Raw genomic sequence first — 26434 nt, forward strand, 5'->3', positions numbered from 1 at the left:
CCGGTAGGCGGGCCAAACAGGAGAGGCAAAGGTTTTCAGCGATTGACCCATTGGATCTCTGCTGTTTGTGTGGCATCAGCGTGAAGGAGATGACATGGGTAGATCATTCAGCCGCCGCGGCATCGTCACCGCGGGCGCGGCGGGCCTGGCCGGTGCCGCACTCCCCCTGATGGCCGAGGGAACCGCCGCCGCGAGTCCCGCCGTGCCGCCGATCGACCCCTTCGGGCCGAGCCGGGTCTTCGACGTCCGGCGATTCGGCGCCAAGGGCGACGGTGTCACGATCGACAGCCCCGCGATCAACCGGGCGATCGACGCGGCGGCCAAGGCCGACCACAGGGACGGCGGACCGGGGGGCACCGTCTACCTGCCCCCCGGCACCTATGCCAGCTACTCGATCCGATTGAAGAGCAACGTCGCGCTGTACATCGCGCACGGGGCGACGCTGCTCGCCGCGGCCCCGACGGCCACCCAGGGCTACGACCCGGCCGAGCCCGGCGCGGGCAACCCCTACCAGGACTACGGCCACAGCCACTGGCACAACAGCCTGATCTGGGGCGAAGGCCTGACGAACGTCACGATCTTCGGCCCCGGCGTGATCGACGGGAAGGGGCTGGTGAGCGGAGGCAGCAAGGAGTCCCAGCCGCTGCAGGGCAACAAGGCGATCGCCCTGAGGCTGTGCCGGAACGTCCTCATCCAGGACGTCACCATGCTGAACGGCGGCCATTTCTGCATCCTGCCGACCGGCGTGGACAACTTCCGGATCGACGGCCTGGTCATCGACACCAACCGCGACGGCATCGACATCGACTGCTGCAAGAACGTCCGGATCTCGAACACCATGGTCAACTCACCCAACGACGACGCGATCGTGCTCAAGAGCTCCTACGCGCTCAACCAGGTCCGGGACACCGAGAACGTCACCATCGACAACTGCCTCGTGAGCGGCTTCGACCTCGGCACGCTGTACGACGGGACGTACAAGAGGGGAAAGTTCGGGCGCACCGGCCGCATCAAGTGCGGCACGGAGGCGAACGGCGGTTTCAAGAACATCGCCATCTCCAACGTGGTGTTCGACAACTGCCGCGGGCTGGCGCTGGAGACCGTCGACGGCGGGCACCTCGAGGACATCACGGTCAGCAACATCACGATGCGCGACGTGCAGATGCCGTTCTTCCTCCGGCTGGGCTCCCGCATGCGCGGGCCGTCCGATCTCCAGATCGGCACGCTACGGCGGGTCAGCATCAGCAATGTCACCGTCACCGGCGCCGACCCCCACTATCCGTCCACGATCGCCGGCATCCCCGGACATCCCATCGAGGACGTGCGGATCAGCGACGTCCGCCACCTGATGGTCGGCGGCCTCACCCCCGGGGACGCGGTCCAGAACCCGCCCGAGTTGGAGAACGCCTACCCCGAGCCCTCCATGTTCGGCACGCTGCCGGCGTTCGGCTTCTTCATCCGGCACGCCGATCAGGTGAGCATCGAGAACGTCGACGTCAGGTATCAGCAGCAGGACACCCGGCCGGCGATCGTGCTGCGGGACGTCAAGCGCGCCGACTTCCACCACGACAAGATCGACAAGGCGCCGGACACGCCGACCTTCGTGCTCGACTCCGTCGACGACTTCACCGTGACGACCAGCCGCCCGGTGGCCGATGTCCACCTCGACCACGTCGACCACAAGGAACTGTGACCTCGCGTCATACGGCCGGGCGGGCCGCCGTCGACCCGCCCGGCCTACGCGCTCAGGCGACGGCGCGGAGCCGGGCGTCGAGCGCGTCGAGGTCGGGGACGAACCAGATGTGGTCGGCCTGGTTCGACTCGTGGACCAGCGCGCGCAGGGCCGAACTCCCCGCCAGATGCCGGGAGATGTCGCCGACGACGGCCAGGCGCAGCCGGTAGGTCACGAACTTCTGCATGACCTCGCCGGCGAAGCGGCTGCCCAGCGAGAAGAAGTGCTCGTCCAGCCGGCTCGCGGGCACGGCCACCATCTCGGCGCCCAGAAACGCCGCGCCGATGAGGTCCAGCGCATCCTCCGTGGTGGCGATGGACGGCCCTGCCGGGTCGCACAGAAGCACCTGCACTCCGGCCCGCTCCTGGATCACGTCAGCCACCGTCGGCCTCCCTCGCGAACAGGCCGCTCTCGGCGTCGAGCACGGAATCGAGCAACTGAAGCACGTCGGCGGTGACGGCCGCGCCTCCCAGTATCACGATCTTCATGCGGTTCCGCTCCTCGTCGTGGACGGCCTGGACACGCAAGGGGTGCGCGGGGTCAGGGGCGGTGTTCGTGCCGGCCAGGACGAGCGTGCTCAGCCGGTCGGCCGTGGCCCGGTCGACGCCGTCGATCTGCACGATGCTCGACACCTCCACGTGGGGGACGCCGGCGGGCCGGTCCGCCGCCGCCTGCGGCCGCCCGACCAGCGCGTCGAGGTCCGCACGGGCGATGCGGTACTGCTTACCGATGCGCACGGCCTTGAGCCGTCCGGTGCGGATGTAGCCGCGCACGGTGCGCACATGCAGCCCAAGCCGGTCGGCCACCTGCTCAACCGAGTACATTTCTTCCGTCATCGTTCCCTATCTTAGAGGAAAATAGGGAACGATGCGGCCCATCGGCCCGCTCGGCAGTGGACGCCGCCGTGCCCCGGTGCCAGGGCTCGTGTCACTCCTCCCGGGGGAGGCCGGTGGCTCGTACGGGGGAGGTGCCGGGGACGGGGCGGGCGGGATCGTGGATCGCATGGCCCGACCCCGTGACGCAGGAGTGCGCGATGTCCCGACCGAACCGAAAATTGAAGATCAAGCTGGCGCTGGTCGCCGCGCTCACGGCCCTGATCGCGGGAGCGATGCTGGCCACCGGATCGGGCGAGCCCGGGCACGCCGCTACGGACCGGACCGTCGGGAGCGTGCGATGACCGCCGTCGAGGTGCCGGTCGACGCCGAGCCGCGGACCAGAGGCAGGGTGCCGCGGTGGGCCGACTGGGCCGCGCAGGCGACGATGTGGTGCGCGCTTCCGTCGGGGATCTGGCGGATCCTGTTCGGGCTCGGCCTTCCGGCGGGGTTCACCGGCTCCATGGACCCGCGGCACGGCCCTTGGTACATGCTGCCGTACGTCATCGCGTTGACCGCCGTGTCCGAGACGGTGGCGTTCCTCGGCATGGGCCTCGTCCGGCCGTGGGGCGAGATCTGGCCGCGGTGGGTGCCGTTCCTGCGGGGCAGGCGGGTCCACCCGCTGGCGGCGATCATCCCGGCGTCGCTCGGGTCGCTCGCGTTGATGCTGATCTGGACGCGGCTGATCTTCGGCTTCTCGTCGAGCGGCGATCCGGAGATGCCGCACGGCGCCAAGGCCGTGATCCTGGCCGCGTGCTACCTGCCGCTCGTCGCCTGGGGGCCGCTGCTGGCGGCCGTCACGGTGGCGTACGCCGTCCGCCGGCGACGGTACGGCTGACCGTTTGGAAGCCGTCTCCGCACGGCTCCGCCGGAAGAGCCGTACGGACGCCGTCCCGCCGCCGCTCGCCAGAGGAATCGCCTGGATCGCTCCGCCGAAGAAGTTCGCCGGTGAGCGACGAATCCGCCGCGTCTCGGCGGTCAGTATCGGTGACAGTGCCTACCCCGTCACCGACCAGGAGAAATCATGGATCACACAGCGACCGCGCCCGCCGTCGGGACTCTCGAGGCGCCCGGCGCACGGCTGTACTACGAGGTCCGGGGCGAGGGCCCACTCGTGGTGCTCGTCGGCGCCCCGATGGACGCCAGGCCCTTCGCGCCACTCGCCGACCTGCTGGCCGCCGACCACACCGTGCTCACCACCGACCCGCGCGGCGTCGAGCGCAGCCCGGTCGACGACCCGGACCGGGACTCCACCCCCGAGCTACGCGCCGACGACCTCGCCCGGCTCATCGCGCACCTGGACGCGGGACCGGCGGCGGCGCTGGGCTCCAGCGGCGGCGCCGTCAGCGTCCTGGCACTCGCCCAGGCCCATCCGGAGCTGGTCCACACCGTCATCGCCCATGAGCCGCCGCTCATCGAGCTGCTCGACGACCGCGACGGACGGCACGCCCGGACGGAGGACATGATCGCCACCTTCCTGTCCGGGGATCGGCTCGGGGCCCACCGGAAGTTCCTGGCCTCGGCCGGCATCACGCTGCCCGACGAGGTCTTCGAGCAGATGTACGGAGGTGAGCGCGACGCGCGGGAGCTCGCGCAGGAACACCGCTTCTTCACGCACGAACTGCGCCCGACCACCCGCTGGCGGCCCGACATCACCGCCCTTCGCGCCGGAACGCCCCGCATCGTGATCGGCATCGGCGAGGCGTCGAGCGGCCAGCTCTGCGATCTCACCTCGACCGCCCTCGCCGCGGCGCTGGGCATCGAGCCGACGATGTTCCCCGGCGGCCACGTCGGCTTCGCCGAAGATCCCGGAGCGTTCGTGACATCGCTGCGCGCCGTCCTCGCGGGCGCTTAGGCGGCGTAGCCCCGGAAACGCGCGGTCGAAGAGCCCGGCGGGCGGCCGGTGTTCGGATGGCCCGGCAGCCGGATGGCCGGGCCGGACGTTTCGAATTTTTCTGAAGCGGTGGCCGGATCCGGACACGTCGGCACCGGGTGTGGAAGGCCGGGCGTCAAGATATCGCCCGACGACACAGCGGCCACACGGGGGTCTTATGCTGCGGATTCACTTCACTCTCGAAGATATCGGCCGGACCCGGCTCGCCACCGGGTCCGACCCGACATGGGACGTGCTTCTGAGCCTGCACAAGCTCGCTGACCAGGACGGATCCGTCGTGTTCGACCCGTGGCGGCAGCTGGCCCGCGCGCGGTTCCCGACGTCCGCGCACTGGCTCCTGGAGCTGGCACCGCCCCGCGGCTACTCCCCCGATTTCCTGACTCCAGGCGGCAACGGGCTGGATGACGGAATGGAGCGGATTCTGGCAACCCCGGCGCCGCGGATCCGGGCCGACATCGCCAAGCTGGCCCCCGCGCGTCGCCTCTCGAGCCCCGTCCAGGCGTTGGCCGATGGATCACGGCGGGCCGTGCGGCGGCTCACCGAGGCGATCCGCGAGTACCACCGGGCCGCCGTGGCGCCGTTCGCCCGGCGGATCGACCGGCAGGTGCACGCGGATCTCGCCGCTCGCGGCCGGACGCTGCGACACACGGGAGTCACCCGGCTGCTGACCGGACTGCATCCGCAGGCTCGCTGGCGACAGCCGGTCCTCGAACTGCCCTATCCGGTCGATCGCGACGTGCACCTAGAACGGCGCGGGCTGCTCCTCGTGCCGTCCTACTTCTGCTGGAAAGACCCGATCATGCTGACGGACCCGGGGCCACAGCCGACCCTGGTGTTCCCGATCGCCCGGGAGCTCGCCCGGTCCGCGCTCGAGTCGGAGCGCGTGGCGACCGGCTCCCTGGCAGCCCTGATCGGCCGTACCCGGGCCGTCATCCTGTCGACGCTCGCCGTCGAGGCGTGCACCACCACGCAGCTGGCGGCACGCGTCGGCGTGTCGAACGCCTCGGCGAGCCAGCACGCCACCGTGCTCCGCGAGGCCGGTCTCATCACGACGCAGCGGATGGGCTCGTTCGCGATGCACAGCCCCACACCGGCCGCCGTCGCCCTGCTCGACTCCGCAAGCTAGGGCGTGTCTGGCGAATCCGCTGTCCGGCCGCGCGGCGCCCAGACGACGCTCGCTACGAACGGGATTTGTCAGACACGCCCTTGGCCTCGCCGCGCCGCCCGGTCCGTCCGGGGTGCGCCGGACGGACCGCAGCGGTCCGGAGGGTTTCAGCAGCTCTGCTTGTAGAGGTACTTGGCGATGTCGGGCTGGTCGACGTTGTCCTTGGTGACCGCCACGAGCTGGGTCTTGATCTGCTTGGTGACCGGCTTGCCGTCGAGGGCGGCGACGGCCTGGTCGATCCCCTGGCGGCCGATGTCCAGCGGCTCCTGGCTGATCAGCGCCTGGATCGTGCCGGCTTTCAGGTCCTCGACCTGCTTCGGGCTGGCGTCGAACTCGACCAGCTTCACGGCACCGGTCTTCTTGGCCTGCTTGAGCGCGGCCCCCGCGCCCTCCCCGGTCACGAGGTTCGCCGCGAAGATGCCCGACAGGTCGGGGTTCTTGGACAGCTCGCCGTTGACGATCTCGGTGGCCTTGCCCGCCTCGTCGCCGGGGTACTGCTCCGAGACGAGCTTGATGTTCGGGTGCTTGGCGATCTCCTCCTTGAAGCCGGTGACCCGGTCGTCGGTGGTCGCGATGCCCTTCTTGGGAGCCAGGACGACGACCTTGCCCTTGTCACCGATCTGCTTGGCCAGCGTCTGGGCGGCCAGCTGCCCGCCGAGCTTGTTGTCCGAGGAGATCCGGGACAAGCCGAGGGACTGGTCGGACAGGTCGGTGTCCACGAAGATCACCTTGCTGCCGTTGCCGCCCAGCTGCCGGACCGGTCCGGCCATGGCGTCCTTGTCGACCGGCGCGATCAGCACCGCCTTGGGCCGGGAGGCCGCGACCGAGGTGACCACCTGGGTCTGCTGGGCGACGTCCCACTGCGCGGGGGCCTGAACGCTGAGCTGGACGCCCTGCTTGGCCGCCTCCTCCTTCGCCCCGCAGTACATGGAGATGTAGAACGGTTCGTTCGCGATGCCCTGGATCAGGGTGATCTTCTTGGCACCGCCCGACGTACCGCCGGACGAGGAGTCCGAGCCGCAGGCTCCGGTCACGGCCAGCGCGAGCACCGATGCGACGACGACATACCTGTTCACCGACGTACCTCCCTCTATTCGTGTTCTCGCGCCCGACGGCGCAACTGGTCGAAGAAGACGGCGACGACCAGTACGGCTCCGACCGCCACGTCGAGCCAGAACCGCTGTGCCCCGAGGATGATGAGACCGTTGCGCAGGACACCGGGGATCAGGACGCCGATCACCGTCCCGCCGATCCCGCCGACGCCGCCGAACAGGCTCGCCCCGCCGATGACGACCGCGGCGATCGCGCCGAGGTTGTCGGAGGTGTGGCTGGCGATCGTCGTCGTGCTGTAGTGCGCCAAGGACAGGACCCCCGCCACTCCGGACAGGAGCCCCGACAGCGCGTACACCTTGATCAGGTGCCGGTCGACCTTGATGCCGACGCGCCGTGCCGCCTCGGCGTTGGAGCCGATCGCGTACGTGTGCCGCCCGAACCGGGAGAAGGTGAGCAGCAGGCCGAACAGGACCGCGATCAGGCCCGCGATGATGACCAGCCACGGCACGCCGGCGACGAGGCCGAAGCCGATCACGTTGGAGAGCTTGGACGGGATCCGGTTGACGTCGCTGCCGTTGGTGATGACCTGAGCGAGCCCCAGCGCGACGCCGAGCGTGCCGAGCGTCGCGATCAGAGAGGGGATCTTCGCCTTGGCCACGAGGAGGCCGTTGACGATCCCCCAGCCGAGGCCGCAGCCGATCCCCGCCAGCGCACCGAGGAGGATCCCGCCCCAGCCCGCCGTCGTACCGCCCAGCGCGACCATCGTCTTGGCCGCCACGACACCCGAGAACACCAGCACCGAGCCGACGGACAGGTCGATCCCCGCCGTCACGATGACGAACGTCATCCCGACCGCCAGCACCAGCAGGATCGCCGACTCGGTGAGGACGTTGCGGATGTTGAAGGTCGTGGCGAACTCCGCCGGCTTGAGCACGGCGAAGAACACGAACAGTGCGACCAGGACGGCGAGCGTCCACAGCGTGTTGCTGCGCAGGATCGCCGGCCCCCGCCGACGAGTCTCCTCGGCCGTGTCGTACGTCTCGGTCATGGAAGTCACGCCGCCTCCCCTTGATCCAGGCCGCCTGTCATCGCGGAGACGAGCTCCTCGACGGAGGTGTCGGCGGCGGTGAGGCGGGCGACGCGGCGGCCGAGCCGCAGCACCTCCACGCGGTCGGCCACCGCGAGCACCTCCGGCATGTTGTGGCTGATCAGCACCACGGTGACGCCCCGGTCGCGGACGCGGCGGATCAGATCGAGCACCTGTTTGCGCTGGACGACGCCGAGGGCCGCCGTCGGCTCGTCCATGAAGACCACCTTCGACGCCCAGGCCACGGCCCGTGCCACCGCGACGCACTGGCGCTGCCCGCCGGACAGCTGCCGTACGGGCGCGGACATGTCGGGCAGCCGGATGCCGAGCTCGTCGAACGCCTCCGCCGCCCGCCGGCGCATCGCGCCCCGGTCGAGGATGTTCAGCAGCGGGAAGCGGGTCACCTCCCGCCCGAGGAACAGGTTCGCGGCGGCGTCGAGGTCGTGGGCGAGCGCGAGATCCTGGTAGACCGTCTCGATGCCCCGCCGTTGCGCGTCGACCGGGCTCGCGAACTCCACGGGCCGGCCGTCGAGGAGGAGCTGCCCGGCGTCCGGCCGCAGCGCGCCGGACAGCGTCTTGACCAGGGTGCTCTTTCCGGCACCGTTGTCGCCGATCAGGGCGACGACCTCACCCGGATGGGCGGTGAAGGCGGCCCCGCGCAGGGCCTGGACGTGGCCGAAGCGCTTGGTGACGCCTCGTGCCTCCAGCAGTGGTTCGGTCAACGGTGCACCTTCCTGTGGGTCAGAGCGGCGGCGACTCCCCCGAGCCACGGACGATCAGGCGGGTCGGCAGCAGCACGCGCTGAGGCGGCAGGTCCTCCCCGTCCATGCGCCGGCACAGCAGCTCGGCGGCGCGGCGGCCCATCTCGGCCGGGTAGTGCGCCACCACGGTCACGGGTGTGGCCAGCATGTCGGCGAGCTCGAAGTCGTCGAACCCGACGAGAGCCGTCCTCGAACCGGCCGCCTGGATGGCGCGCAGGGCCCCGATGGTCAGCCGGTTGTTGCCGGTGAACACGGCGGTCGGCGGGTCTCCGAGGGCCAGCAGCTCGGCGATCGCGGCCTCCGCCCCGGCCACGTCGTGCGGGCCGAGGCGGACCAGTGACTCGTCGACCGGGATGCCGTGGGCCTGGAGTGCCTCGTCGTAGCCGCGGCGGCGTTCGCGGGCGGTGAAGATACCGGGCAGGTCGGCGAGGCAGGCGATGCGGCGGTGCCCGTGCGCGATCAGGTGTTCGACGCCGGCCCGCGCTCCCCCGACGTTGTCGATGAGGACGACGTCGGCCTGGATGGCCTCCTCGGGCGGACGGTCCATGAACACCGCCGCGGTGCCCATCTTCAGCTCCGGGATCAGGTAGCGGTGGTCGGCGGCGGACGGGACCACGAGCAGCCCGTCGACGCGGCGCTCGCACAGCGAGCGGATGAGGTGCCGCTCGCGGGCGGGGTCCTCGTCGGAGCACCCAGAGATCACGAACAGGTCGTGGGCGCGGGCGACCTCCTCGACGCCCCGCGCGATCTGCGAGTAGAAGGGGTTGCCGACGTCCTTGATGACCAGCCCGAGACTGCGCGTGCGCTTCCCGCCGCGCAGAGCCCGCGCGATGTCGTTACGGCGGAACCCCAGCGCGGCGATGGCGTCGTTCACCTTCTCCGCGGTGTCCGGCCGGACGCCCACCTCGCCGTTCACGACGCGGGACACCGTCTTGAGACTGACCCCCGCCCGCCGGGCGACGTCCCTCATGGTCGGCCGCATGCGTCCCCTTCGGTCCAATAAGACGACAACGTTGTCATCTCATCATCGGACGCATGCGTCAAGACCGCCAGACCTTAAAAGATCACCACGATCGCGGCGATCCGTACAGCCGCTCGGAGCGGGCGGCCCGGCTCAGAGCAGTTCCGGGGCCCAGGCCGTACGGCCGCGGCTCAGAGTGGGAGCAGGTCCGGGCGCTTGGCGACGACCTCGTCGCCCGACGAGCGGCCCTGCAGGCGCCGCTGGATCCACGGCAGGAGGTACGCGCGGGCCCACTGCAGGTCGTTCCGACGGGAGGTGAGCCAGTCGACCGGCGGCGCCGACGGCCAGGGATCGCGCCAGTCTCCCGTCACGGGTACGTCCAGCGCCTCGCAGGCGGCGAGGGCGACCCGGCGGTGCCCCTCTGGGGACAGGTGGATGCGGTCCTGCGCCCAGGCACGCGGGTCGAGCAGCAGCCGCATCGACCACAGGTCGACCAGGTGGCAGTCGCGGCGGTCCGCGATGGCGCGCAGGTGCAGGTTGAACATGGCCGCCTTGCCGCGGATGCGGCGCAGGACCGGCACGTCCCGGGGGTCGAAGCCGGTGAAGATCACCACCTCGGCGCCGGTCTCACGCAGCCGCCGGACGGCGGCGTCGAACATCGCCGCGAGCGCGTCCGGGTCGGCGCCGGGCCGGAGCAGGTCGTTGCCTCCGCCGGCGAACGTGATCAGGTCGGGCCGCAGTTCCACCGCACGGGGCACCTGCTCGTCGACGATCTGCCGCAGCAGCCGACCGCGGACGGCGAGGTTGGCGTAGCGGAGTCCGGGACCTTCGGCGGCGAGGTGCTCGGCGAGCCGATCGGCCCAGCCGCGGTAGCCCGCGGCCGGGGCCGGGTCCTCCAGGCCCTCCGTGAAGCTGTCGCCGATGGCGACATAGGAGGTGTACGTCGAAGCTTCAGTCACGTCGGACAATGATGCAACATCAGGTATTAGGCGGCGAACCGGGTTCAGTGGTTGATCGGTACGCCCCTCGCCCGCATGGTCAAGGCGTGCTCGACGAGCGTGATGAGCGTGACCTTGGTCGACTCGCGGTTCCGGGCGTCGCAGGTGACGATCGGGACGTGCGCCCCGATGGTCAGCGCCTCCCGTACGTCCTCGATGCCGTGGTTGTAGACGCCGTCGAAGCCATTGACGCCGACGACGAACGGCAGGCCCGACTCCTCGAAGTAGTCGACCGCCGGGAAGGCGTCGGCCAGCCGGCGGGTGTCGACGAGGACGACCGCGCCGATCGCGCCCTTCACCAGGTCGTCCCACATGAACCAGAACCGGTGCTGACCGGGCGTACCGAACAGGTACAGGATGAGCTCTTGGTCGAGGCTCACCCGGCCGAAGTCCATGGCCACCGTGGTGGTCGTCTTGTCCGGCGTCGCGGAAAGGTCGTCGACCCCGGTGCTGGCCGACGTCATCACGGCCTCGGTCGTCAGCGGCATGATCTCCGAGACCGAGCCGACGAAGGTCGTCTTCCCGACACCGAAGCCGCCTCCGACGATGATCTTTACGGAGGTCATGCCGGGCGAGACGGCGCCGCCCGGACTAGAGCTTGCGAAGTCCAACGAGAACCCTTTCCAGCAGCTGGAGGTCGGGCTGTCCCTCGGTGAAGGGGGACTGGTGCACCCGCACCAGACCTTCGTGTGCCATGTCAGCGATGAGCACACGCGCGACGCCGAGCGGCAACCTCAGCAGCGCTGACACCTCCGCCACCGAACGCCAGTTCCGGCATAGATCGATGATGGCTTTGAATTCAGGAGTGAGAGTGGTGATGTCCCGGCGGGGGTACGGCGCCGCCGAGATCAACGCCTCGATGGGCAGGTCGTACCGTGGCTTGGTACGCCCGCCGGTGACGGCGTACGGCCGTACCAGCGAGCTCGATTCTCCCGTCTCCGAGGGCTGCGGGGGCGGCCCCGGCGGCGGGTTGTGGTGCGGTCCGGAGCCCGACCCGTGATACGCGCCGAAGTCCCGGTTTCCGTACCGGCCGCCGTCCACCCTTAACCGATCCCTGGTTCCGCGCGCAGCGCCGGGGTCAGCACCCGACCGACGCGCTCGACGAGCAGTGCCATTTCGTAGGCCACCAATCCCATGTCGCAGTCGGGCGCGGCGAGGACGCCGAGCACCGAGCCATCGCTGATAGCCATCACGAAGAGGAGACCGCGTTCCATCTCCACAAGGGTCTGGGTGACCGCCCCGCCCTCGAAGATCCGCGCCGCACCCTGCGTGAGGCTGGTCAACCCAGAGGCGATCGCGGCGAGCTGGTCGACGCGGTCGGCCGGGAAGCCTTCGGAGTACGCCATCGGCAGGCCGTCGGAGGACACCACGACCGCGTGCGCGACACGCGGGACGCGCTCGACGAATGTGGTCACCAGCCAACTGAGATCCTGGCGGCTGTTCACTGGTTCTCCCGTTCATCATCTTCGGGCCGGATCGCGGCGCGACCCCTGCGTACGCCCTGCTGGAAGCTGGAGAATCGGTTCCGTACCGTTTCGGCTTCCGGCGGCTGGAAGGCCGGCCGGGCCGACTGGACCGGTTGTTGGACCGATTGCTGAGGCTGTGGTGGCGCCGGCCTCGCCGAGCCTACCGATCCGGGGATCCGGTTGTTTCCGGGGACCCGTTTCGGCAGGCCGGCCGCGGTCTTCCCACCCACCGCGGGGGCGCGCACCGTCTCCGCCGCACGGAATCCCTCGTCTGCTGGCGAGGACCATTCCTGCGGAGGGGGCGACTCAGACTTGGCCATTGATCCTGTCTTGCGGCGTTGGAACCATTCCGACTGCATTGCCTCGAAGATAGGGGAACGTCCTCCGTTCTCGTCGCCCAAACGACTCGCGTCGGGCGTCGATCCCGTCACCGATGGCCGAGCCGGCTGCCGCGCCGGGGGGAACGGCGGGTTCTGCGGTCGCGCCGGACGCGCCGCGGGCGGAGCGCCCGCCGGGGGACCCGAGCGGCCCGGCGCCGATGGCGCGGCGCTCCGTCCGGGCGGCGAAGTGCTCGCCGGCTTGCGCTTGGGCAGCGGCGATCCCTGCGGCGGCTCGGCCTGGTCGTGTGCCGGCTCCGCCGGCGGCCGTGCGGCCTCCCGGGGGTTCCAGACCGGTTCCGACGGGTTCCGGGGCGGCTCGGCCGGGTTCCGCGGCGCCTCCCTGGGGGCGCGCGGCGCCTGCCTCTCGAACGGCGCGGTGTCGGGTTCCGGCTCGGTGAAGTTCCGCGCGGGCTCCCACGGCGTGTCCGGCACCGGTGCGGCGGCGACCGGCTCCGGGCCCCGGGACAGCTGCCCGCGCGCGGCGGGCGCCTCGGCCGCGAGCGGCCGGCGGACCGCCGCCTCCATCGGCGAGTCGAGGCGCCGGGGGCTCGGCTGATTCGCGTCCTGGCCGTGGATGGCGTTCGCGGGGAGGATCACGAACGCGGTGAGGCCGCCCGACAGGGCAGCGCGCAGCTCCACCCGGATGCCGTGGCGCTGTGCCAGCCGGCCGACGACGAACAGGCCCATCCGCCGGGAGATCGAGACGTCGATGGTCGGCGGATTGGCCAGCTTCCAGTTGGCCTCCTCCAGCTCCTCCGGCGACATGCCGACGCCGTTGTCGGAGATCTGGAGCATCGCGCCGCCGCCGCTGAGCAGGTGGCCCGACACCGCGACCTTCGTGTGCTCCGGGGAGAAGGTCGTGGAGTTCTCCACCAGCTCGGCCACCAGGTGCACGAGGTCGTTGACGACCCGGCCGATGACCGAGACGTCGTCCTGGATCCGCAGGGTGACCCGTTCGTACTGCTCCACCTCGGACAGCGAGGCCCGGACGATGTCGACCAGCGCGACCTGCTTGTTCCAGCGGCGCGTCTGCTCCTGGCCGCCGAGAACGAGGAGGTTCTCACCGTTGCGCCGCATACGGGTCGCGAGGTGGTCCAGCTTGAACAGGGCCTCCAGCCGGGCGGAGTCCTGCTCGCTCTGCTCCAGGTCCTCGATCAGCCGCAGCTGGCGCTCGATCAGCGACTGGCTACGGCGGGAGAGGTTGACGAACATCGCGTTGACGTTGCCTCGCAGCAGCGCCTCGTTGGACGCCAGGCGTACGGCCTCGCGGCTGACCTCGTCGAAGGAGCGCGCGACCTCACCGATCTCGTCGGTGCTCTGGACGGCGATCGGCTCGACCGTGATCGGTTCGTTGCCGGCCTCCGGGTCGCGCAGCCGGCGCACCAGCTCCGGCAGGCGGTGGCTCGCGACGTCCAGCGCGCCGGAGCGAAGCCGGCGGAGCGGGCTGACGAGGGACTGCGCCATCACCAGGGTGACGATCAGGACCAGGATGAGGACGATGACGATCGCGGCGACGTTGAGGATCGCCGACTGCAGGGCGCCGTCCCGGCGGTCCTTGCTGCCCGCGATGACCTGATCGGCGAGCTTCTTCTCGACCTGGCGCATCAGGTCGATCTTCGCGGTCGACGCCTTGAGCCACTCTCCGGCGTCATCGGTCGTCTGGGGATCGAGGTCCAGGCGCTTGGCGGCCTTGCCGCCGAGGCCCAGGGAGATCGCCCGCTGCCGGAGCACGGCCGAGTTGTCGACCTGCGGGCCGATGACGGTGTCGTCGAACAGCTGGGCCTGATCGAACGTCGCGGCCTCGCGGAAGGAGGCGATCTCGCTGTCCTCCCGGGCCACGGCCGCGGAGAGGGACGTCATGTCGCTGACGCCGATGGAGCCGCCCAGCGCGGCCGAGTACAGGACCGCGCGCTGCTCGGAGGCCTGCTCCTTGGCGCGCGAGAGGGCCACGAGGGCTCGCACGGAGTTGGAGAGCTTCTCGTCCGCGACGCCCTGGGAGATGACGTCGTTGAAGGCCAGCAGGTCCTGGATCGACTCGGAGTAGACGAGGATCACGGACGACGCCGGCATCTTGGTCTTGGCGGCGTTCTGGCGCAGGTTGCTGATGGCCTCCAGCCGGTTCCGCATGCGGGTGGTGTTCGCGACGACCTGCGCGCCGTACGACGCGTTGATGCCGTCGGCGAGCTTCCGCACTTGCACAGCGGCAGCGTCGGCCTTCGGGTACGACTGCTCCACCTGCGAGAGCAACGCGGGATCACGGTTGGCCGAGATGTAGGCGGCCGTCAGGTCTCGTTCGCTGCTGAGAGCGTGAACGAGAGTCGTGATCTGGCTGCCCAGCTCCGCCAGCCGCTCGACCCGGCTGTATGACTGCTCCTGGCTGACAGAGGTGGCGATTCGCAGCCCACCGAAGGCGAGCGCGACGACCGTCGGGATCAGGATCAGGGCGATCAACCGCTGTCGCACGCGCCAGTTACGCAGCCGGAACCTGCTGCCGGGCCCCGCAGACCCGGAAGGCGAGGTGCCGCCATCCTCCACCGCCATCGGCAGCGGAGTGCGGTCACCAGGTTCGTCGTTTGGTTGCATCCGCACTTGGCGTTTACACCCTCTCACGGTAAGGATCCGTGCTGGTTAGAAAAGGAGGCGCTGACTAGGGGGTCCATCGCGTCTTCCGTCCAGCGTCCGACATTGCAGCACACAGCGGGGACCACTCGCAAAGAGATCCAAATACTGCAAGCCGGTTTGATGTAGGAGTAACCTCATCGCCGCTCAGTGTAACCGAAACTCGCTCAACCACCACTAACGGAACGTAATTCGCCATTCATTCTGCGTGATATTAGACGGCATGTTGACGGCAGTCATCGCACTCAGCAATGGACGACGGCGATTTCACGGTTCGCAAGGGACCGGCGACGGGCGGCCACGGATGCCTGGACACGGCCCCCGGCCCGGCGGCCGAAGGGGCCGCCGGGCCCGGTCGCGACCGTCCCAGATCGGCACACATGGGACCCCAGACGGACACAGAGCGCGCTTCGAGGGTCGCAACACCGTGAGATCGGTACACATGGGGCATACCGGGACAAATCTCTCTTGACGGAAGGTAAACAAGTGCGGTTCTGTCCACTGCGCATCTGGGGACTGGTGCTGTAACCTCCCCCCTGTTCGCGCCAAAAAGCGGTTTGTCGAGTTGACAGACGCTTGACCGCGCGCGCGACCCCCGTTACCCCGCTTGCTCCCTCTTCCCCTCTTCTCCTACAAAGGAGCGCCATGAGACGGTTTGGGTCTCGCCCCGCCCTCCTCACGAGTCTTCTTCTCACCGCCGCCCTTGCCGTGGGCTGCGGGGGCGGCTCAAAGTCCTCCTCTTCAGGAAGTGGCCTCGAGAAGAAGACCGTCACAGTCGCGGCCCTGCCCGTGGTCGACTCCGCGGGTCTGCATGTCGCCGTGCAGCAGAAGCTCTTCCAAGCCGAAGGGCTCAACGTAAAGCTGGTGCCGGTAGCGAAGAGCACCGACGCTGTGCCGGCGCTGAAGAACGGACAGGTCGACGTCATCGCCGGCGGTAACTATGTCTCGTTCATTCAGATGTATGCCCAAGGTGCGCTGAAGATCCGCATCGTCTCCGACGCCGCGGATTCCGCCCCCCGGTTCATGGCGGCGATGGTGGCGAAGGACTCGCCCATCAAGCAGCCGAAGGACCTCGAGGGCAAGAAGATCGCGGTCCACATTCCCAACAACATCCAGAGCCTGACCTTCAACGAGGTCCTCAAGGCGAACAACGTCGACCCCTCGAAGGTCCACTACGTCCAGGTCCTGTTCCCGCAGATGGGCGCCGCGCTGCAGAAGCACCAGATCGACGTCGCGCTGACCGCCGAGCCCTTCGGCACGGACATGCAGCGCAAGCTCGGCGCGCGGATGGTCCTCGACGTCGGCGGCGCCCCGGTCACCGACCTGCCGGTCAGCGGCTACTTCTCGACCGAGAGCTGGGTGACGAAGTACCCGAAGACCGCGGCGGCGTTCCAGCGGGCGCTCGAGAAGGGGCAGCAGATCGCGTCGAGCGACCGCAAGCAGGTCGAGTCGGTGCTCCCCGGGTATGCGCACGTCGACGCGCAGACGGCGTCCGTCCTGAGCCTGCCCGGCTACGCGTCGGACATCAACCCGGCGCGCATCCAGCGGCTGCTCGACCTCATGCAGACGAACGGCCTGCTCAAGAGCAAGATCGACGCCAAGAGCCTCATCTTCAGTCCCTCAGGCAAGTGATCACAGAGGTATGACCGAGCACAACCCGCGAACCCGGCGGCTCTCGCGCAGCGGAAGGTGGCTGCGCGGGGCCGTCGGGCTCGCGATTCTTGTGGCCGCGAGCGAGATCCTCGGCCGGGCGGGGATCGTCGACCGTTCCTATCTCCCGCCCGCCTCCGACATCCTGGCGCGGGCGGTCGGCCTGGCCGCCGACCCGGACTTCCAGACGAACCTCCTCAGCACCATCAAGGCGTGGGCCCTCGGGCTGGCGATCGCCGTAGCAGGCGGAGTGCCGCTCGGCCTCCTGATCGGCGGCGTTCCCGCCGTCGGCGTCGCGCTCCGGCCGATCCTCGAATTCCTGCGGCCCATCCCCTCCGTCGCGCTCATCCCCCTCGTCGGCCTCATCCTCGGCGCGGGGATCAGGACCGAGAGCACGCTCATCGTGTACGCCTCGCTCTGGCCGGTGCTGTACAACACCATCTACGGCCTGCAGGACGTCGACCCGGTGGCCAAGGAGACCCTGCGCACGTTCGGCTTCGGCCGGCTGGCGGTCATGTGGCGGGTCTCGCTCCCGGCCGCGGCCCCGTTCATCGCGACGGGCATCCGGCTGGCCGCGGCGGTCGCCCTCATCCTCGCGGTCGGCACCGAGATCCTGTCGGGCTTCGGCCAGGGCATCGGGATCTTCATCGCGCAGGCGGAGAACGGTACGGACAGCGCGAAGGACGTGCTGGCCGGCACCGTCTGGGCGGGCGCCCTCGGCCTGATCATCAACGCCCTGCTCGTCCAGGCCGAGCAGCGGCTGTTCCGCTGGCACGCCGCGCAGTCGGGAGGTCGGTCATGAGCAGTACCACCGCTGCCACCACCGGCGCCGACACCAGGCCGGCCCGCTACAGCCTGGGCGTGCTCGCCGGGGTCCTGCACCGCTGGCTCGCCCTGATCGTCGTGGTCGTCCTCTGGGAGATCGGCACGCGCGCGGCGAAGAGCGTGTTCTTCCCGCCGCCCTCGAAGATCGTCAAGCAGATGTACCATCTGTGGTTCTCCGGGCCGGTGTCGCACCTGTTCCTGACCTCCACGGCGACGGACAACATCCTGCCCAGTCTCGCCCGGATGGCCGTCGGGCTCGCCGCCGCGACCGTCGTCGGCGTGGCGCTGGGGCTGCTGCTCGGCCGCTCCGACCGGATGTTCGCCTACCTGGACCCGCTGTTCCAGTTCTTCCGCGTCATCCCGCCTCCGACGCTCGCCCCGGTCTTCGTCGTGCTGTTCACGTTCGGCACGCCGATGCAGCTCGCCTCGATCATCTTCAGCGCGATCTGGCCGATCCTGCTCAACACGGCGGACGGCGCGCGCTCGGTCGACCAGCTGCAGCTGGCCACCGCCCGGGTGTTCAGGCTGTCGGCGGCCACCCGGCTCTTCAAGATCATCCTGCCGTCCACGATGCCCAAGGTCTTCGCCGGGCTGCGGCTCAGCCTGTCGCTCGCGCTGATCCTGATGGTGTTCTCCGAGCTGCTGCCCGGGACCACCAACGGCATCGGGTACATGATGAACGACGCCCAGAGCCGGTCGGACCTGCCGACGGTGTGGGCGAGCATCGTCCTGCTCGGAATCCTCGGCTACGTGCTCAACATGATGCTCCTGGCGGTGGAACGCCGCTCGCTGGCATGGCATCGATCGGCCCGCAGAACGGAGAGCACATGAGCACGGCCCGGCATGGGACGGAATTCACGGTCCGCGACGCCGTCTTCGACTTCTTCCGGCAGACCGGCCTGACGACACTGTTCGGCAACCCCGGCTCCACCGAGCTCCGCATGTTCCAGGACTGGCCCGAGGACTTCACCTACGTCCTCGGGCTGCAGGAGTCCGTGGCGGTCGCGGCCGCGGCCGGGCACTCCTTGGGCACCGGCCGCGCCTCCGTCGTCAGCCTGCACTCGGCGGGCGGCGTGGGGCACTCGCTCGGCGCGGTCTTCAACGCCTACCGCGACCGGGTGCCGCTCCTCGTCATCGCGGGGCAGCAGTCGCGCGCGATGCTCCCGACCCGCCCCTTCCTGTCCGCGGACGAACCGGCGCTGTTCCCCCGCCCGTACGTCAAGTGGAGCCGTCAGCCCGAACGCGCCGAGGACGTCCCGGCGGCGTTCGCCGAGGCGTACCACGTGGCGATGACGCCGCCGCGCGGCCCGGTGTTCATCTCGGTCCCCGAGGATGACTGGGATCGTCCCGCGCACCCGGTCGAACCGCGCGAGGTCCACGCCGGCTTCGTCGGCGACCCTCGGGCGCTGCGGGAGCTCGCGGACGCGCTGAACTCCGCCCGGAATCCGACGATCATCGTGGGGGCCGGCGTCGACGACGACGGCGCGTCGCCCGCCGTCATCGGGCTGGCCGAGCGCACCGGCGCGGCGGTGTGGATCAGCCCGCTGTCCAGCCGGTCGGGCTTCCCCGAGGACCATCGTCTCTTCCGCGGCTTCCTGCCTCCGGTGCGCGACCAGCTCGCCCGCGCCCTCGAGCCGTACGACGTGATCGTCTCGATCGGCGCGCCGATCTTCACGTACCACGTGCACACCGAGGGCCCGTACCTGCCGGAGGGCGCGCGGCTGTTCCACCTCGACTGCGATCCCGCGCAGACGGCCTGGGCGCCGGTGGGGACGAGCGTGCTCACGACGATCCGCGCCGGCGTCACCGCCCTGCTCGAACTCGTCGACAAGGCCGACCGGCCGGCACCGCCTCCCCGGCCCCGGCTCGCCGCTCCCCCGGTGACCGATCCGATCGAGCCGGCGCTGGTCGTCGAGACCCTGCGCGGGCTCATGCCCGACGACGCGGTCCTGGTGGAAGAGGTACCCAGCCACCGGGACGTGCTCCACGACCGGCTGCCCATCACCCGGCCCGGCGGATTCCTCACCACGGGCAGTGGGGCGCTCGGCTGGGGGCTCCCGGTCGCGGTCGGCCGGGCCCTGGCCGGGACGGGCGAGCGGGTCGTCTGCGTGGTCGGCGACGGCTCCAGCATGTACTCGATCCAGGCGCTGTGGACGGCGGCGCGGCACGGGGCGCCGGTCACCTTCATCGTGCTGAACAACCAGGCGTACGAGGCCGTGAAGGCGCTCGGCCGCCGCATCGACATCCCCGACGTGCCGGGAACCGACCTGCACGGCATCGATTTCGTGTCCATCGCCGCGGGGCTGGGCTGCCCGGGACGCCGGGTCGACCGGGCCGCGGACCTCGCCGAGGCGCTGTCGCACGCGTTCGGGCAGGACGGCCCGTTCATCCTGGACGTGTCCGTGGCCGCCGGCACGTCCTCCGCCTACTCCTCCCCCAACGACTCCGGGACCAGGTGAACCTCTTGCTCGAGATCGAGAAGGTCGGTCACTACTACGCCGACCACACGGCCCTGGAAGATGTGAACCTCGAGATCGCCCAGGGCGAGCTGGTGAGCATCGTCGGGCCGTCCGGCTGCGGCAAGTCCACGCTGCTGCGCTGCATCGCCGGGCTGATCAAGCCCTCGCAGGGCCGGATCGCGCTGAACGGCGTGCAGATCAACGACGTGCCCGACAATCTGGCCGTCGTCTTCCAGGACTACAGCCGCTCCCTGCTGCCCTGGCTGACCGTGCGCGACAACGTCGCGCTGCCCCTGCGCCGGCGCGGCCGGTCCAAGGCCGAGCGACAGGCGACCGCGCTCCGGGTGCTCGAGGCGGTGGGCCTCGGGGGCGCGGCGCAGAAGTACCCCTGGCAGCTGTCCGGCGGGATGCAGCAGCGCGTGTCGATCGCCCGTGCCCTCGCGTACCGGCCCGCGCTGCTGCTGATGGACGAGCCGTTCGGCTCGGTCGACGCGCAGACCCGCGAGGACCTGGAGGACCTCGTCCTGCAGGTACGTAACGAGGGCATGACGATCCTGCTGGTCACGCACGACATCGACGAAAGCGTCTACGTCGGGGACCGGGTCGTCGTGCTCAGCCGGGCTCCGGGACGGATCGTCGCCGACCTGGCGGTCGGACTGCCGTCGAAACGCGACCAGATCACCACCCGGGAGCTGCCGGAGTTCGTGCACATGCGCGCCGAGGTCGGCCGGCTCGTCCGCGCCTAGCCCTGATCCCGTTCGCGCAGCCCCACATCCCCCAGCGGAGAGACCACGTGAGCGACGAATTCCGACCCACCACCACGGCCGAGCACCTGCTGTGGCTCCTCCACCAGCACGGCGTCGACCATCTGTTCCTGAATCCGGGCACCGACTCGGCCCCTCTGCAGGAGGCGGCGATCACCCTCGCCGAGGCGGGCGTCGGGATGCCGCGGATCATTCCCTGCACGTTCGAGTCGGTGGCCCTCGCCGCCGCGCACGGATACTGGCAGGTGACCCGGCGTCCCCAGGCCGTCTTCGTCCACGTCGACGTCGGCACGCAGAACCTCGGCGCCATGATGCACAACGCGCTGCGCGACCGGGCGGGCGTCATCGTCATCGCCGGCAAGACCCCGTACGGGGAGGAGGCGGACTCCCCCGGAGGGCGCGCGCACACGATCCACTGGCAGCAGGACGTGCCCGACCAGGCGGGTATCGTCCGCGGCTACGCCAAGTGGACGCTGGAGATCACCCGACCGGACGTCCTGCCCCGGGCGATCGGCCGCGCCGTACAGGTGGCCCGCGGGGGACGGCCGGGCCCCGCCTACCTCATGGTCTCCCGCGACGTCCTGATGGACCCGCCGGCCGCGGAGGCGGGGCGGTCGACCGGCTACGCCGTCCCGGGACCGCCCGCCGCCGACGCCGAGACCGTACGGCGGATCGCGGACCTGCTGACCGAGGCGGAGCGGCCGCTGCTCATCACGGCGCGGACCGGCCGGCGCCACGACGGGTTCGCCGTGGTCACGCGGCTGGCCGAGCGCACCGGAGCCCGCGTCGTCGACATGCCCGAGAGCGGCTGCGTCAACATCGACACCGCGCATCCCCTGCGGGTCCGCTCGATGGCGACCGCCCGGCGACTCGTCGCCGAGGCCGACCTGATCGTCGTCGCCGACTGCGACGTGCCGTGGATCCCCAAGTTCGTCCGCCCGGCCGCGGACGCGACGATCGTCCAGATCGCCGCCGATCCGCTGCGGGAGGACATGCCGCTCTGGTCCTTCCCCGCGGACCTGGCGGTCGCCGCGGAGGGCGCGACCGTGCTCGACCAGGTCGCGGAGGCAGTGCGGGACGTCGACCCGGCGGCGAAGTGGAGCGGCGCGGATCTGAACGCCGACGCCACGACCGGCGCGGCCGTCGCGGACGGCCCCATCCAGGCGCCGGAGGTCTTCGCGGCGCTGAACGCGGTCCTCCAGGCCGACGACATCGTCGTCGAAGAGGCGGTCACCAACGCGACGGCGCTCCGCGAGATCCTGGAGCGCAGCGTGCCCGGCACCCTCGCCGGAACGGGCAGCCCGGGACTGGGCTGGGGGCTCGCCGGCGCCGTCGGCGTCAAGCTCGCCTCACCCGAGCGGCGCGTCGTGGCCGTCGTCGGAGACGGCAGCTTCATGTTCGGGGTGCCGACGGCGGCGCTGTGCCTGGCCGCGGAGGCGGACGCGCCCACCCTCACCGTCGTGCTCAACAACGACGGCTACCGGGCGAGCCGCCTCCCGGTGTACGAGCTGTTCCCCGAGGGGCGCTCCGCAGCGCGCGGCGACGCGGTCGGCACGCGGTTCCAGAGCCCGCCCGACTTCGCGGCGGTGGCCCGCGCCTGCCACGCGCACGGCGAGAGCGTCGACGACCGCGCGGAGCTGGTCCCCGCCCTGCGGCGGGCGCTGAAGGCCCTCGAGGCCGGACGCGCCGCGGTGGTGGACGTCCGCATCGTGCGCGACTGACCCCTGCCCCCGGGGCCGGTCCGGCCGGCCCCGGTCGGGCGGGGCCTACGCGACCGCCCGCTCCTTCATGAGAACGCGCATCACGGGAGGAACTGTCGTGGACGTGCTGATCGTGGGCGCGGGCATCGCGGGCCTGACGACCGCACTCGCGCTGGACAAGGCCGGCGTCGGCGTACGCGTCGTCGAGGCGGCGCCGCGGCTGGGGCCGCTCGGCGTGGGCATCAACCTGCAGCCGCACGCCGTACGGGAGCTGACCGAGCTCGGGCTCGCCGAGGCCCTCGACGCCACCGGGATCCGGACCCGCGAGATGATCACGATGGACCGGTTCGGCAACCGGATCGCGGTCCATCCGCGCGGCCGCCACGCCGGATACACCTGGCCGCAGTACTCCATCCACCGCGGCGAGCTGCAGATGCTGCTCCTCGACGCGGTACGCGAACGGCTCGGCCACGACGCCGTACGGACCGGGCTCTCCTTCGAGACGTACGAAGAGGACCCCGAGGGGGTCGACGCGCAGCTGCGGGATCGCGCCAACGGGGACGTCGTCACGCTTCGCGCGGACGTGCTGGTCGGTGCGGACGGCATCTTCTCCACCGTCCGGCGGCTGCTGCACCCGGACGAGGGCGCACCGCTGTGGAACGGCGTCCGCATGTGGCGCGGCGTCGCCGAGGTCGACGAGTTCCTCACCGGTGACACCATGCTGGTCGTCGGCACCCACAGCACCGGCCGCATGGTCCTGTACCCGATCTCCAAGGCGGCGGCCGAGCGTGGCCGCGCCCTCGTGAACTGGGTGGCCGAGGTCCGCGTCTCCTCGAGCCCGGAGACCGGGAGCGCCATGGCGAACTGGACGACCGAGGGCCGGCTGGAGGACGTGCTCCCGTACTACGCCGGCTGGCGCGTCGACGGCTTCGACGTGCCCGGCCTGCTGTCGAGGTCGGAGTGGATCCTCGACTACCCGATGGTCGACCGCGACCCGCTGCCGTTCTGGAGCCGGGGCCGGGTGACGCTGGCCGGCGACGCCGCCCACCCGATGTACCCGGTCGGTTCCAACGGCGGCTCGCAGGCGATCCTGGACGCCCGGATCCTCGCCCGCGAGCTGGCCTCCTTCGCCACCGACCCGGTCGCCGGGCTGTGCTCGTACGAGGCCGTACGGCGGCCCGAGGCCAACGCGGTCGTGCTGGCCTGCCGGGACATGCCGCTGGACCGGATGCTCGAACTGATCGCCGAGCGCGCGCCCGAGGGGTTCACCCGGATCGAGGACGTTCTCGACGCCGAGGAGCTCGTCAGCGTGCGCGAGGCCTGGCAGAAGACGACCGACGTGGACGCCGAGGCCCTCAACCGCCGGGAGTCGTGGGACCCGGTCGTCACGAGGTGAGGTCGCGCAGGAACCCGGCGACCGCGGCGGTGAGCTCGGCGGGAGCGTCCTCCTGGATCAGATGTCCGGCTCCGGAGACGAGCTGGAGCCGGGCTCCGGGGATCCGCGCGACCAGTTCACGGGCCTTGTCGACCGGGATCCACGCGTCGTCGGTGCCCCAGCAGACCAGCACCGGGACGTCGATGGTGCCGTACCGGTCCTGCACCTCCGCGGTGTGACTCTGGTCGGCCTGCGCGATCTGGCGGTAGAACGCGGGCCGGCCCTCGTCGTCGAGCCACGGCTCGACGAGGCGTTCCAGAACGTCCGGATGCAGGCCGCGTGCGCTCGCCGAGCCGACGTACTCCCGTACGAGCGCGCCGTGCAGCGCGGGCGGAAGCTGCTCGAACACCTTGTGGTGCTCCCCCATGAGCCGGAAGGACGGTGACCCCCACGGCGTGAGGGTGACCGTGTCGGCGAGCGCGAGCCCGCGGTAGCGCGCGCCGTGCAGAAGGTGCGCGCGCATCGCGACCGTGCCTCCGAAGTCGTGCGCGACCACCAGCGGCTCGTCGAGGCCCCAGTGCGCCAGCAGCTCGGCGAACACCGCGCCCTGCGCGGCCAGCGAGACGTCCTGTCCCTCGAACTTCTCCGAGGCGCCGTAGCCGGGCATGTCCCAGACGAAGACCTCGTAGCGCTGGGCCAGCGCCCGCGCGATCCCGCGCCAGACGTACGAGGAGAAGGGCGTGCCGTGCAGCAGCACGACGGGCGGCCCTCCTCGATCGCCGAGCCGGTCCCAGCGGACCTCCCCCGAGCCCGCCTGGTACGTCCTGGTCAGCCGCCAATCACCCAATGACCGTTGATTCATCTGCCTACCACTATCACTTCGCGTCCGCGTAGCACTCGACCGCGACGGCCTCCATCGGAAAGCGGACCGGTGTGTCGCCGAACACCAGGCGACGCGCCTCCGCCGCCGAGTCCCGGACCGCGGCGATCACCGCCTCGGTCAGCTCCTGGGGGGCGTGCACGATCACCTCGTCATGCTGGAAGAAGACCAGCCGCGGCACGTGGGAGGCGTCGCCGGCGCCGAGGACGGTCAGCCTACGGCGCAGCGCCGCCAGCAGCACGAGCGCCCAGTCCGCGGCGCTCGCCTGGACCACGAAGTTGCGGGTGAACCGGCCGCGGCTGCGCACCGCCGAGCCGCCGCCGTCCTGGACGGCGAGGTCGCGCCACTCCTGCGACGGCGGCGGGCTGGTGCGCCCGAGCCGGGACCGCACCACCCGGCCCGCCTCGCCGGCGCGGGCCGCCGCCTCGACATAGTCGTACGCGGCGGGGAACCGGCGGCGCATCACCGCCAGCAGCTGCGGCGCCTCCCCGCTCGTGCCGCCGTACATCGCGGACAGCATCGCGATCTTGGCCTTGTCGCGGGCGCCGCCGAAGGCGCCCGCCAGCGCGGAGTACAGGTCGTTCTCGCCCGCGGCGGCGGCGAGCGACTGGTCCCCGGCGAGCGCGGCGAGCACGCGCGGCTCCAACTGGGCGGCGTCGGCGACCACGAGACTCCAGCCCGGATCGGCGACGACCGCGCGCCGCAGCACCTTCGGGATCTGCAGCGCTCCTCCGCCGTTGGTGGCCCAGCGGCCGGAGACGACGCCGCCGACGACGTACTCCGGGCGGAACCGGCCGTCGCGCACCCAGGTATCGGCCCACGCCCAGCTGTGCGCGACGTAGAGACGTGCCAGCTCCTTGTACTCCAGCAGCAGCCGGGCGGCGGGATGCTCGACCTCCCGGAGCACGTGCGACCGCGTCGAGGGGATCCGCACGCCCACCTGCGCGAAGGCCTTGACGATCTGCGACGGCGAGTCGGGGTTGATCCGCCGGCCGAACGCGTCGCCGATGCCATCGGCGAGGTGCTGGAGGCCGCGCGGGCGCAGGCCCGGCGCCGGCCGGGGCCCCATCAGCTCGGTCAGCAGCGTGTCGTGGACGTCGGCGCGCCAGGGCAGACCGTCGTGGCCCATCTCCGCCGCGACGAGCGCGCCCGCCGACTCGGCCGCGACGAGCATCCGCAGCCCCGCCTCAGCCACCCGCCGCTGCTGCTCGGCGTGGACGGCGACGATCGCGTCGATGTCATCGGAGGGGCCCTCGTCGAAGAGGGTCGGCAGGTCGTCGCCGGCGACCGGATCGTCCGGGACCGGCAGGCCGCGCAGGCGGGCCAGGGCCGCCGCGACCGAGCGCGGCTCTCCGAACCGGCCGGCGTGCCCCAGCAGGAGCGTCTCGGTGAGTTCAAGGTCGTGGCAGCGCGCGACGCGAACTCCCGCCTTCAGCAGGCGCGGGTAGAGACCGGCGGACGGGGACCACACCCAGCGGACGCCCCCGGACGGTGCGGCGTCGCCCCGTGCCCCGCCGGAGGGCGCCGTCGTGTCGCCCGGCGCTCCACCGGGCGATCCCGCCGCGTCGCCTCGCGCTCCGCCGGACCGGGACGCGGCGGCCTCGTGCCGTGCGATCGCGGCGATGAGGTCGGTGACCTGCTCGGCCGGACCGGCCGGGGCGCCGTCCTCCGTGACGGGTTGGAGGACACCGCCCTCCCCCACCGCGCCCACTGCGATCCGCATGGGTCGATTCTGCCCGGACCCACTGACGATTTCGGATCAGTGGCGGCGCGCACGACGACGGCGGAAGCGA

At 70.9% G+C, this 26434-nt stretch carries 25 protein-coding genes; 12 read left to right on the top strand and 13 right to left on the bottom strand.

Annotation, left to right across the window (positions count from 1 at the left end; genetic code table 11):
- Positions 1-94 precede the first annotated feature (94 nt).
- Complete coding sequence (locus ACQP2O_RS37520) at positions 95-1693, top strand: rhamnogalacturonidase (protein ID WP_433173613.1); 1599 nt, start codon at positions 95-97, stop codon at positions 1691-1693.
- A gap of 52 nt (positions 1694-1745) precedes the next feature.
- Here the strand turns inward: ACQP2O_RS37520 and ACQP2O_RS37525 are convergent, their stop codons facing one another.
- Positions 1746-2114 (bottom strand): DUF4180 domain-containing protein, encoded by a 369-nt coding sequence (locus ACQP2O_RS37525; protein ID WP_433173615.1) that lies wholly within the window; start codon positions 2112-2114, stop codon positions 1746-1748.
- Positions 2107-2568, bottom strand: coding sequence for a helix-turn-helix domain-containing protein (locus ACQP2O_RS37530; RefSeq protein ID WP_433173617.1), 462 nt, complete (start codon positions 2566-2568; stop codon positions 2107-2109). The genes ACQP2O_RS37525 and ACQP2O_RS37530 overlap by 8 nt, the downstream gene beginning before the upstream one ends.
- A gap of 197 nt (positions 2569-2765) precedes the next feature.
- On the opposite strand from ACQP2O_RS37530, the gene ACQP2O_RS37535 reads away from it, so the two are divergent.
- The 4 genes from ACQP2O_RS37535 to ACQP2O_RS37550 all read left to right on the top strand — a co-directional run bounded on the left by ACQP2O_RS37535 (position 2766) and on the right by ACQP2O_RS37550 (position 5624).
- On the top strand, positions 2766-2909 hold the full coding sequence (locus tag ACQP2O_RS37535) for a hypothetical protein (protein WP_360895198.1): 144 nt from the start codon (positions 2766-2768) through the stop codon (positions 2907-2909).
- On the top strand, positions 2906-3442 hold the full coding sequence (locus ACQP2O_RS37540; protein WP_433173619.1) for a hypothetical protein: 537 nt from the start codon (positions 2906-2908) through the stop codon (positions 3440-3442). The genes ACQP2O_RS37535 and ACQP2O_RS37540 overlap by 4 nt, the downstream gene beginning before the upstream one ends.
- A 186-nt stretch (positions 3443-3628) precedes the next feature.
- Positions 3629-4459, top strand: coding sequence for an alpha/beta fold hydrolase (locus ACQP2O_RS37545; RefSeq protein ID WP_433173622.1), 831 nt, complete (start codon positions 3629-3631; stop codon positions 4457-4459).
- A gap of 196 nt (positions 4460-4655) precedes the next feature.
- The gene (locus tag ACQP2O_RS37550) at positions 4656-5624 is read left to right on the top strand and encodes a helix-turn-helix domain-containing protein (protein WP_433173624.1); all 969 of its coding nucleotides are present in this window, start codon (positions 4656-4658) and stop codon (positions 5622-5624) included.
- A gap of 146 nt (positions 5625-5770) precedes the next feature.
- Here the strand turns inward: ACQP2O_RS37550 and ACQP2O_RS37555 are convergent, their stop codons facing one another.
- From ACQP2O_RS37555 to ACQP2O_RS37595, 9 genes are all read right to left on the bottom strand, one after another.
- Entirely contained in the window at positions 5771-6739 is a 969-nt protein-coding gene (locus ACQP2O_RS37555) for an ABC transporter substrate-binding protein (protein WP_433173626.1), read from the bottom strand.
- A 14-nt stretch (positions 6740-6753) separates the two neighbouring features.
- Positions 6754-7764: an ABC transporter permease gene (locus ACQP2O_RS37560; RefSeq protein WP_433191275.1), complete on the bottom strand. Its 1011-nt coding sequence runs from the start codon at positions 7762-7764 to the stop codon at positions 6754-6756.
- A gap of 5 nt (positions 7765-7769) precedes the next feature.
- Positions 7770-8525 (bottom strand): ATP-binding cassette domain-containing protein, encoded by a 756-nt coding sequence (locus tag ACQP2O_RS37565; RefSeq protein WP_433173628.1) that lies wholly within the window; start codon positions 8523-8525, stop codon positions 7770-7772.
- Between the two features lie 19 nt (positions 8526-8544).
- On the bottom strand, positions 8545-9546 hold the full coding sequence (locus ACQP2O_RS37570; RefSeq protein ID WP_433173630.1) for a LacI family DNA-binding transcriptional regulator: 1002 nt from the start codon (positions 9544-9546) through the stop codon (positions 8545-8547).
- A gap of 170 nt (positions 9547-9716) precedes the next feature.
- Entirely contained in the window at positions 9717-10493 is a 777-nt protein-coding gene (locus ACQP2O_RS37575) for an SGNH/GDSL hydrolase family protein (protein WP_433173632.1), read from the bottom strand.
- A 35-nt stretch (positions 10494-10528) separates the two neighbouring features.
- Positions 10529-11089: a GTP-binding protein gene (locus ACQP2O_RS37580; RefSeq protein WP_433173634.1), complete on the bottom strand. Its 561-nt coding sequence runs from the start codon at positions 11087-11089 to the stop codon at positions 10529-10531.
- A 25-nt stretch (positions 11090-11114) separates the two neighbouring features.
- Positions 11115-11564 carry a DUF742 domain-containing protein gene (locus ACQP2O_RS37585; RefSeq protein WP_433173636.1) on the bottom strand — a complete coding sequence of 150 codons (450 nt, stop codon included), beginning with the start codon at positions 11562-11564 and terminating at the stop codon, positions 11115-11117.
- A 2-nt stretch (positions 11565-11566) separates the two neighbouring features.
- On the bottom strand, positions 11567-11968 hold the full coding sequence (locus tag ACQP2O_RS37590) for a roadblock/LC7 domain-containing protein (protein WP_141959232.1): 402 nt from the start codon (positions 11966-11968) through the stop codon (positions 11567-11569).
- Positions 11965-14952 carry a nitrate- and nitrite sensing domain-containing protein gene (locus ACQP2O_RS37595; protein WP_433191277.1) on the bottom strand — a complete coding sequence of 996 codons (2988 nt, stop codon included), beginning with the start codon at positions 14950-14952 and terminating at the stop codon, positions 11965-11967. Before ACQP2O_RS37595 ends, ACQP2O_RS37590 begins: the two co-directional genes overlap by 4 nt.
- Positions 14953-15633: 681 nt before the next feature.
- Here ACQP2O_RS37595 and ACQP2O_RS37600 point away from each other — a divergent pair.
- The 7 genes from ACQP2O_RS37600 (at position 15634) to ACQP2O_RS37630 (ending at position 23782) form a co-directional block, all read left to right on the top strand.
- Positions 15634-16620: an ABC transporter substrate-binding protein gene (locus tag ACQP2O_RS37600; RefSeq protein ID WP_433173638.1), complete on the top strand. Its 987-nt coding sequence runs from the start codon at positions 15634-15636 to the stop codon at positions 16618-16620.
- A gap of 10 nt (positions 16621-16630) precedes the next feature.
- Positions 16631-17440 (top strand): ABC transporter permease, encoded by an 810-nt coding sequence (locus ACQP2O_RS37605; RefSeq protein WP_433173640.1) that lies wholly within the window; start codon positions 16631-16633, stop codon positions 17438-17440.
- Positions 17437-18294 (top strand): ABC transporter permease, encoded by an 858-nt coding sequence (locus ACQP2O_RS37610; protein WP_433173642.1) that lies wholly within the window; start codon positions 17437-17439, stop codon positions 18292-18294. Before ACQP2O_RS37605 ends, ACQP2O_RS37610 begins: the two co-directional genes overlap by 4 nt.
- Entirely contained in the window at positions 18291-19922 is a 1632-nt protein-coding gene (gene mdlC, locus ACQP2O_RS37615; RefSeq protein ID WP_433173644.1) for a benzoylformate decarboxylase, read from the top strand. Before ACQP2O_RS37610 ends, mdlC begins: the two co-directional genes overlap by 4 nt.
- Positions 19919-20668: an ABC transporter ATP-binding protein gene (locus ACQP2O_RS37620; protein ID WP_433173646.1), complete on the top strand. Its 750-nt coding sequence runs from the start codon at positions 19919-19921 to the stop codon at positions 20666-20668. Before mdlC ends, ACQP2O_RS37620 begins: the two co-directional genes overlap by 4 nt.
- 47 nt (positions 20669-20715) lie before the next feature.
- Complete coding sequence (locus ACQP2O_RS37625) at positions 20716-22407, top strand: thiamine pyrophosphate-requiring protein (protein WP_433173648.1); 1692 nt, start codon at positions 20716-20718, stop codon at positions 22405-22407.
- Between the two features lie 97 nt (positions 22408-22504).
- The gene (locus ACQP2O_RS37630; protein WP_433173650.1) at positions 22505-23782 is read left to right on the top strand and encodes a flavin-dependent oxidoreductase; all 1278 of its coding nucleotides are present in this window, start codon (positions 22505-22507) and stop codon (positions 23780-23782) included.
- On the opposite strand, the gene ACQP2O_RS37635 is transcribed toward ACQP2O_RS37630, so the two are convergent.
- The gene (locus ACQP2O_RS37635; RefSeq protein ID WP_433173651.1) at positions 23772-24623 is read right to left on the bottom strand and encodes an alpha/beta fold hydrolase; all 852 of its coding nucleotides are present in this window, start codon (positions 24621-24623) and stop codon (positions 23772-23774) included. The genes ACQP2O_RS37630 and ACQP2O_RS37635 overlap by 11 nt on opposite strands.
- 13 nt (positions 24624-24636) lie before the next feature.
- Positions 24637-26364 (bottom strand): bifunctional 3'-5' exonuclease/DNA polymerase, encoded by a 1728-nt coding sequence (locus tag ACQP2O_RS37640; RefSeq protein ID WP_433173653.1) that lies wholly within the window; start codon positions 26362-26364, stop codon positions 24637-24639.
- Positions 26365-26434 lie beyond the last annotated feature (70 nt).

The organism is Actinoallomurus sp. CA-150999 (genome assembly GCF_050942425.1).
Lineage (GTDB): Bacteria > Actinomycetota > Actinomycetes > Streptosporangiales > Streptosporangiaceae > Actinoallomurus.

Coding starts and splice junctions, on each gene's coding strand:
- ACQP2O_RS37580 (WP_433173634.1), bottom strand. CDS start 11,089: ATGACCTCCGTAAAGATCATCGTCGGAGGCGGCTTCGGTGTCGGGAAG.
- ACQP2O_RS37550 (WP_433173624.1), top strand. CDS start 4,656: ATGCTGCGGATTCACTTCACTCTCGAAGATATCGGCCGGACCCGGCTC.
- ACQP2O_RS37570 (WP_433173630.1), bottom strand. CDS start 9,546: ATGCGGCCGACCATGAGGGACGTCGCCCGGCGGGCGGGGGTCAGTCTC.
- ACQP2O_RS37640 (WP_433173653.1), bottom strand. CDS start 26,364: ATGCGGATCGCAGTGGGCGCGGTGGGGGAGGGCGGTGTCCTCCAACCC.
- ACQP2O_RS37520 (WP_433173613.1), top strand. CDS start 95: ATGGGTAGATCATTCAGCCGCCGCGGCATCGTCACCGCGGGCGCGGCG.
- ACQP2O_RS37530 (WP_433173617.1), bottom strand. CDS start 2,568: ATGACGGAAGAAATGTACTCGGTTGAGCAGGTGGCCGACCGGCTTGGG.
- ACQP2O_RS37635 (WP_433173651.1), bottom strand. CDS start 24,623: ATGAATCAACGGTCATTGGGTGATTGGCGGCTGACCAGGACGTACCAG.
- ACQP2O_RS37545 (WP_433173622.1), top strand. CDS start 3,629: ATGGATCACACAGCGACCGCGCCCGCCGTCGGGACTCTCGAGGCGCCC.
- ACQP2O_RS37595 (WP_433191277.1), bottom strand. CDS start 14,952: ATGCAACCAAACGACGAACCTGGTGACCGCACTCCGCTGCCGATGGCG.
- ACQP2O_RS37560 (WP_433191275.1), bottom strand. CDS start 7,764: ATGACCGAGACGTACGACACGGCCGAGGAGACTCGTCGGCGGGGGCCG.
- ACQP2O_RS37600 (WP_433173638.1), top strand. CDS start 15,634: ATGAGACGGTTTGGGTCTCGCCCCGCCCTCCTCACGAGTCTTCTTCTC.
- mdlC (WP_433173644.1), top strand. CDS start 18,291: ATGAGCACGGCCCGGCATGGGACGGAATTCACGGTCCGCGACGCCGTC.
- ACQP2O_RS37535 (WP_360895198.1), top strand. CDS start 2,766: ATGTCCCGACCGAACCGAAAATTGAAGATCAAGCTGGCGCTGGTCGCC.
- ACQP2O_RS37540 (WP_433173619.1), top strand. CDS start 2,906: ATGACCGCCGTCGAGGTGCCGGTCGACGCCGAGCCGCGGACCAGAGGC.
- ACQP2O_RS37610 (WP_433173642.1), top strand. CDS start 17,437: ATGAGCAGTACCACCGCTGCCACCACCGGCGCCGACACCAGGCCGGCC.
- ACQP2O_RS37605 (WP_433173640.1), top strand. CDS start 16,631: ATGACCGAGCACAACCCGCGAACCCGGCGGCTCTCGCGCAGCGGAAGG.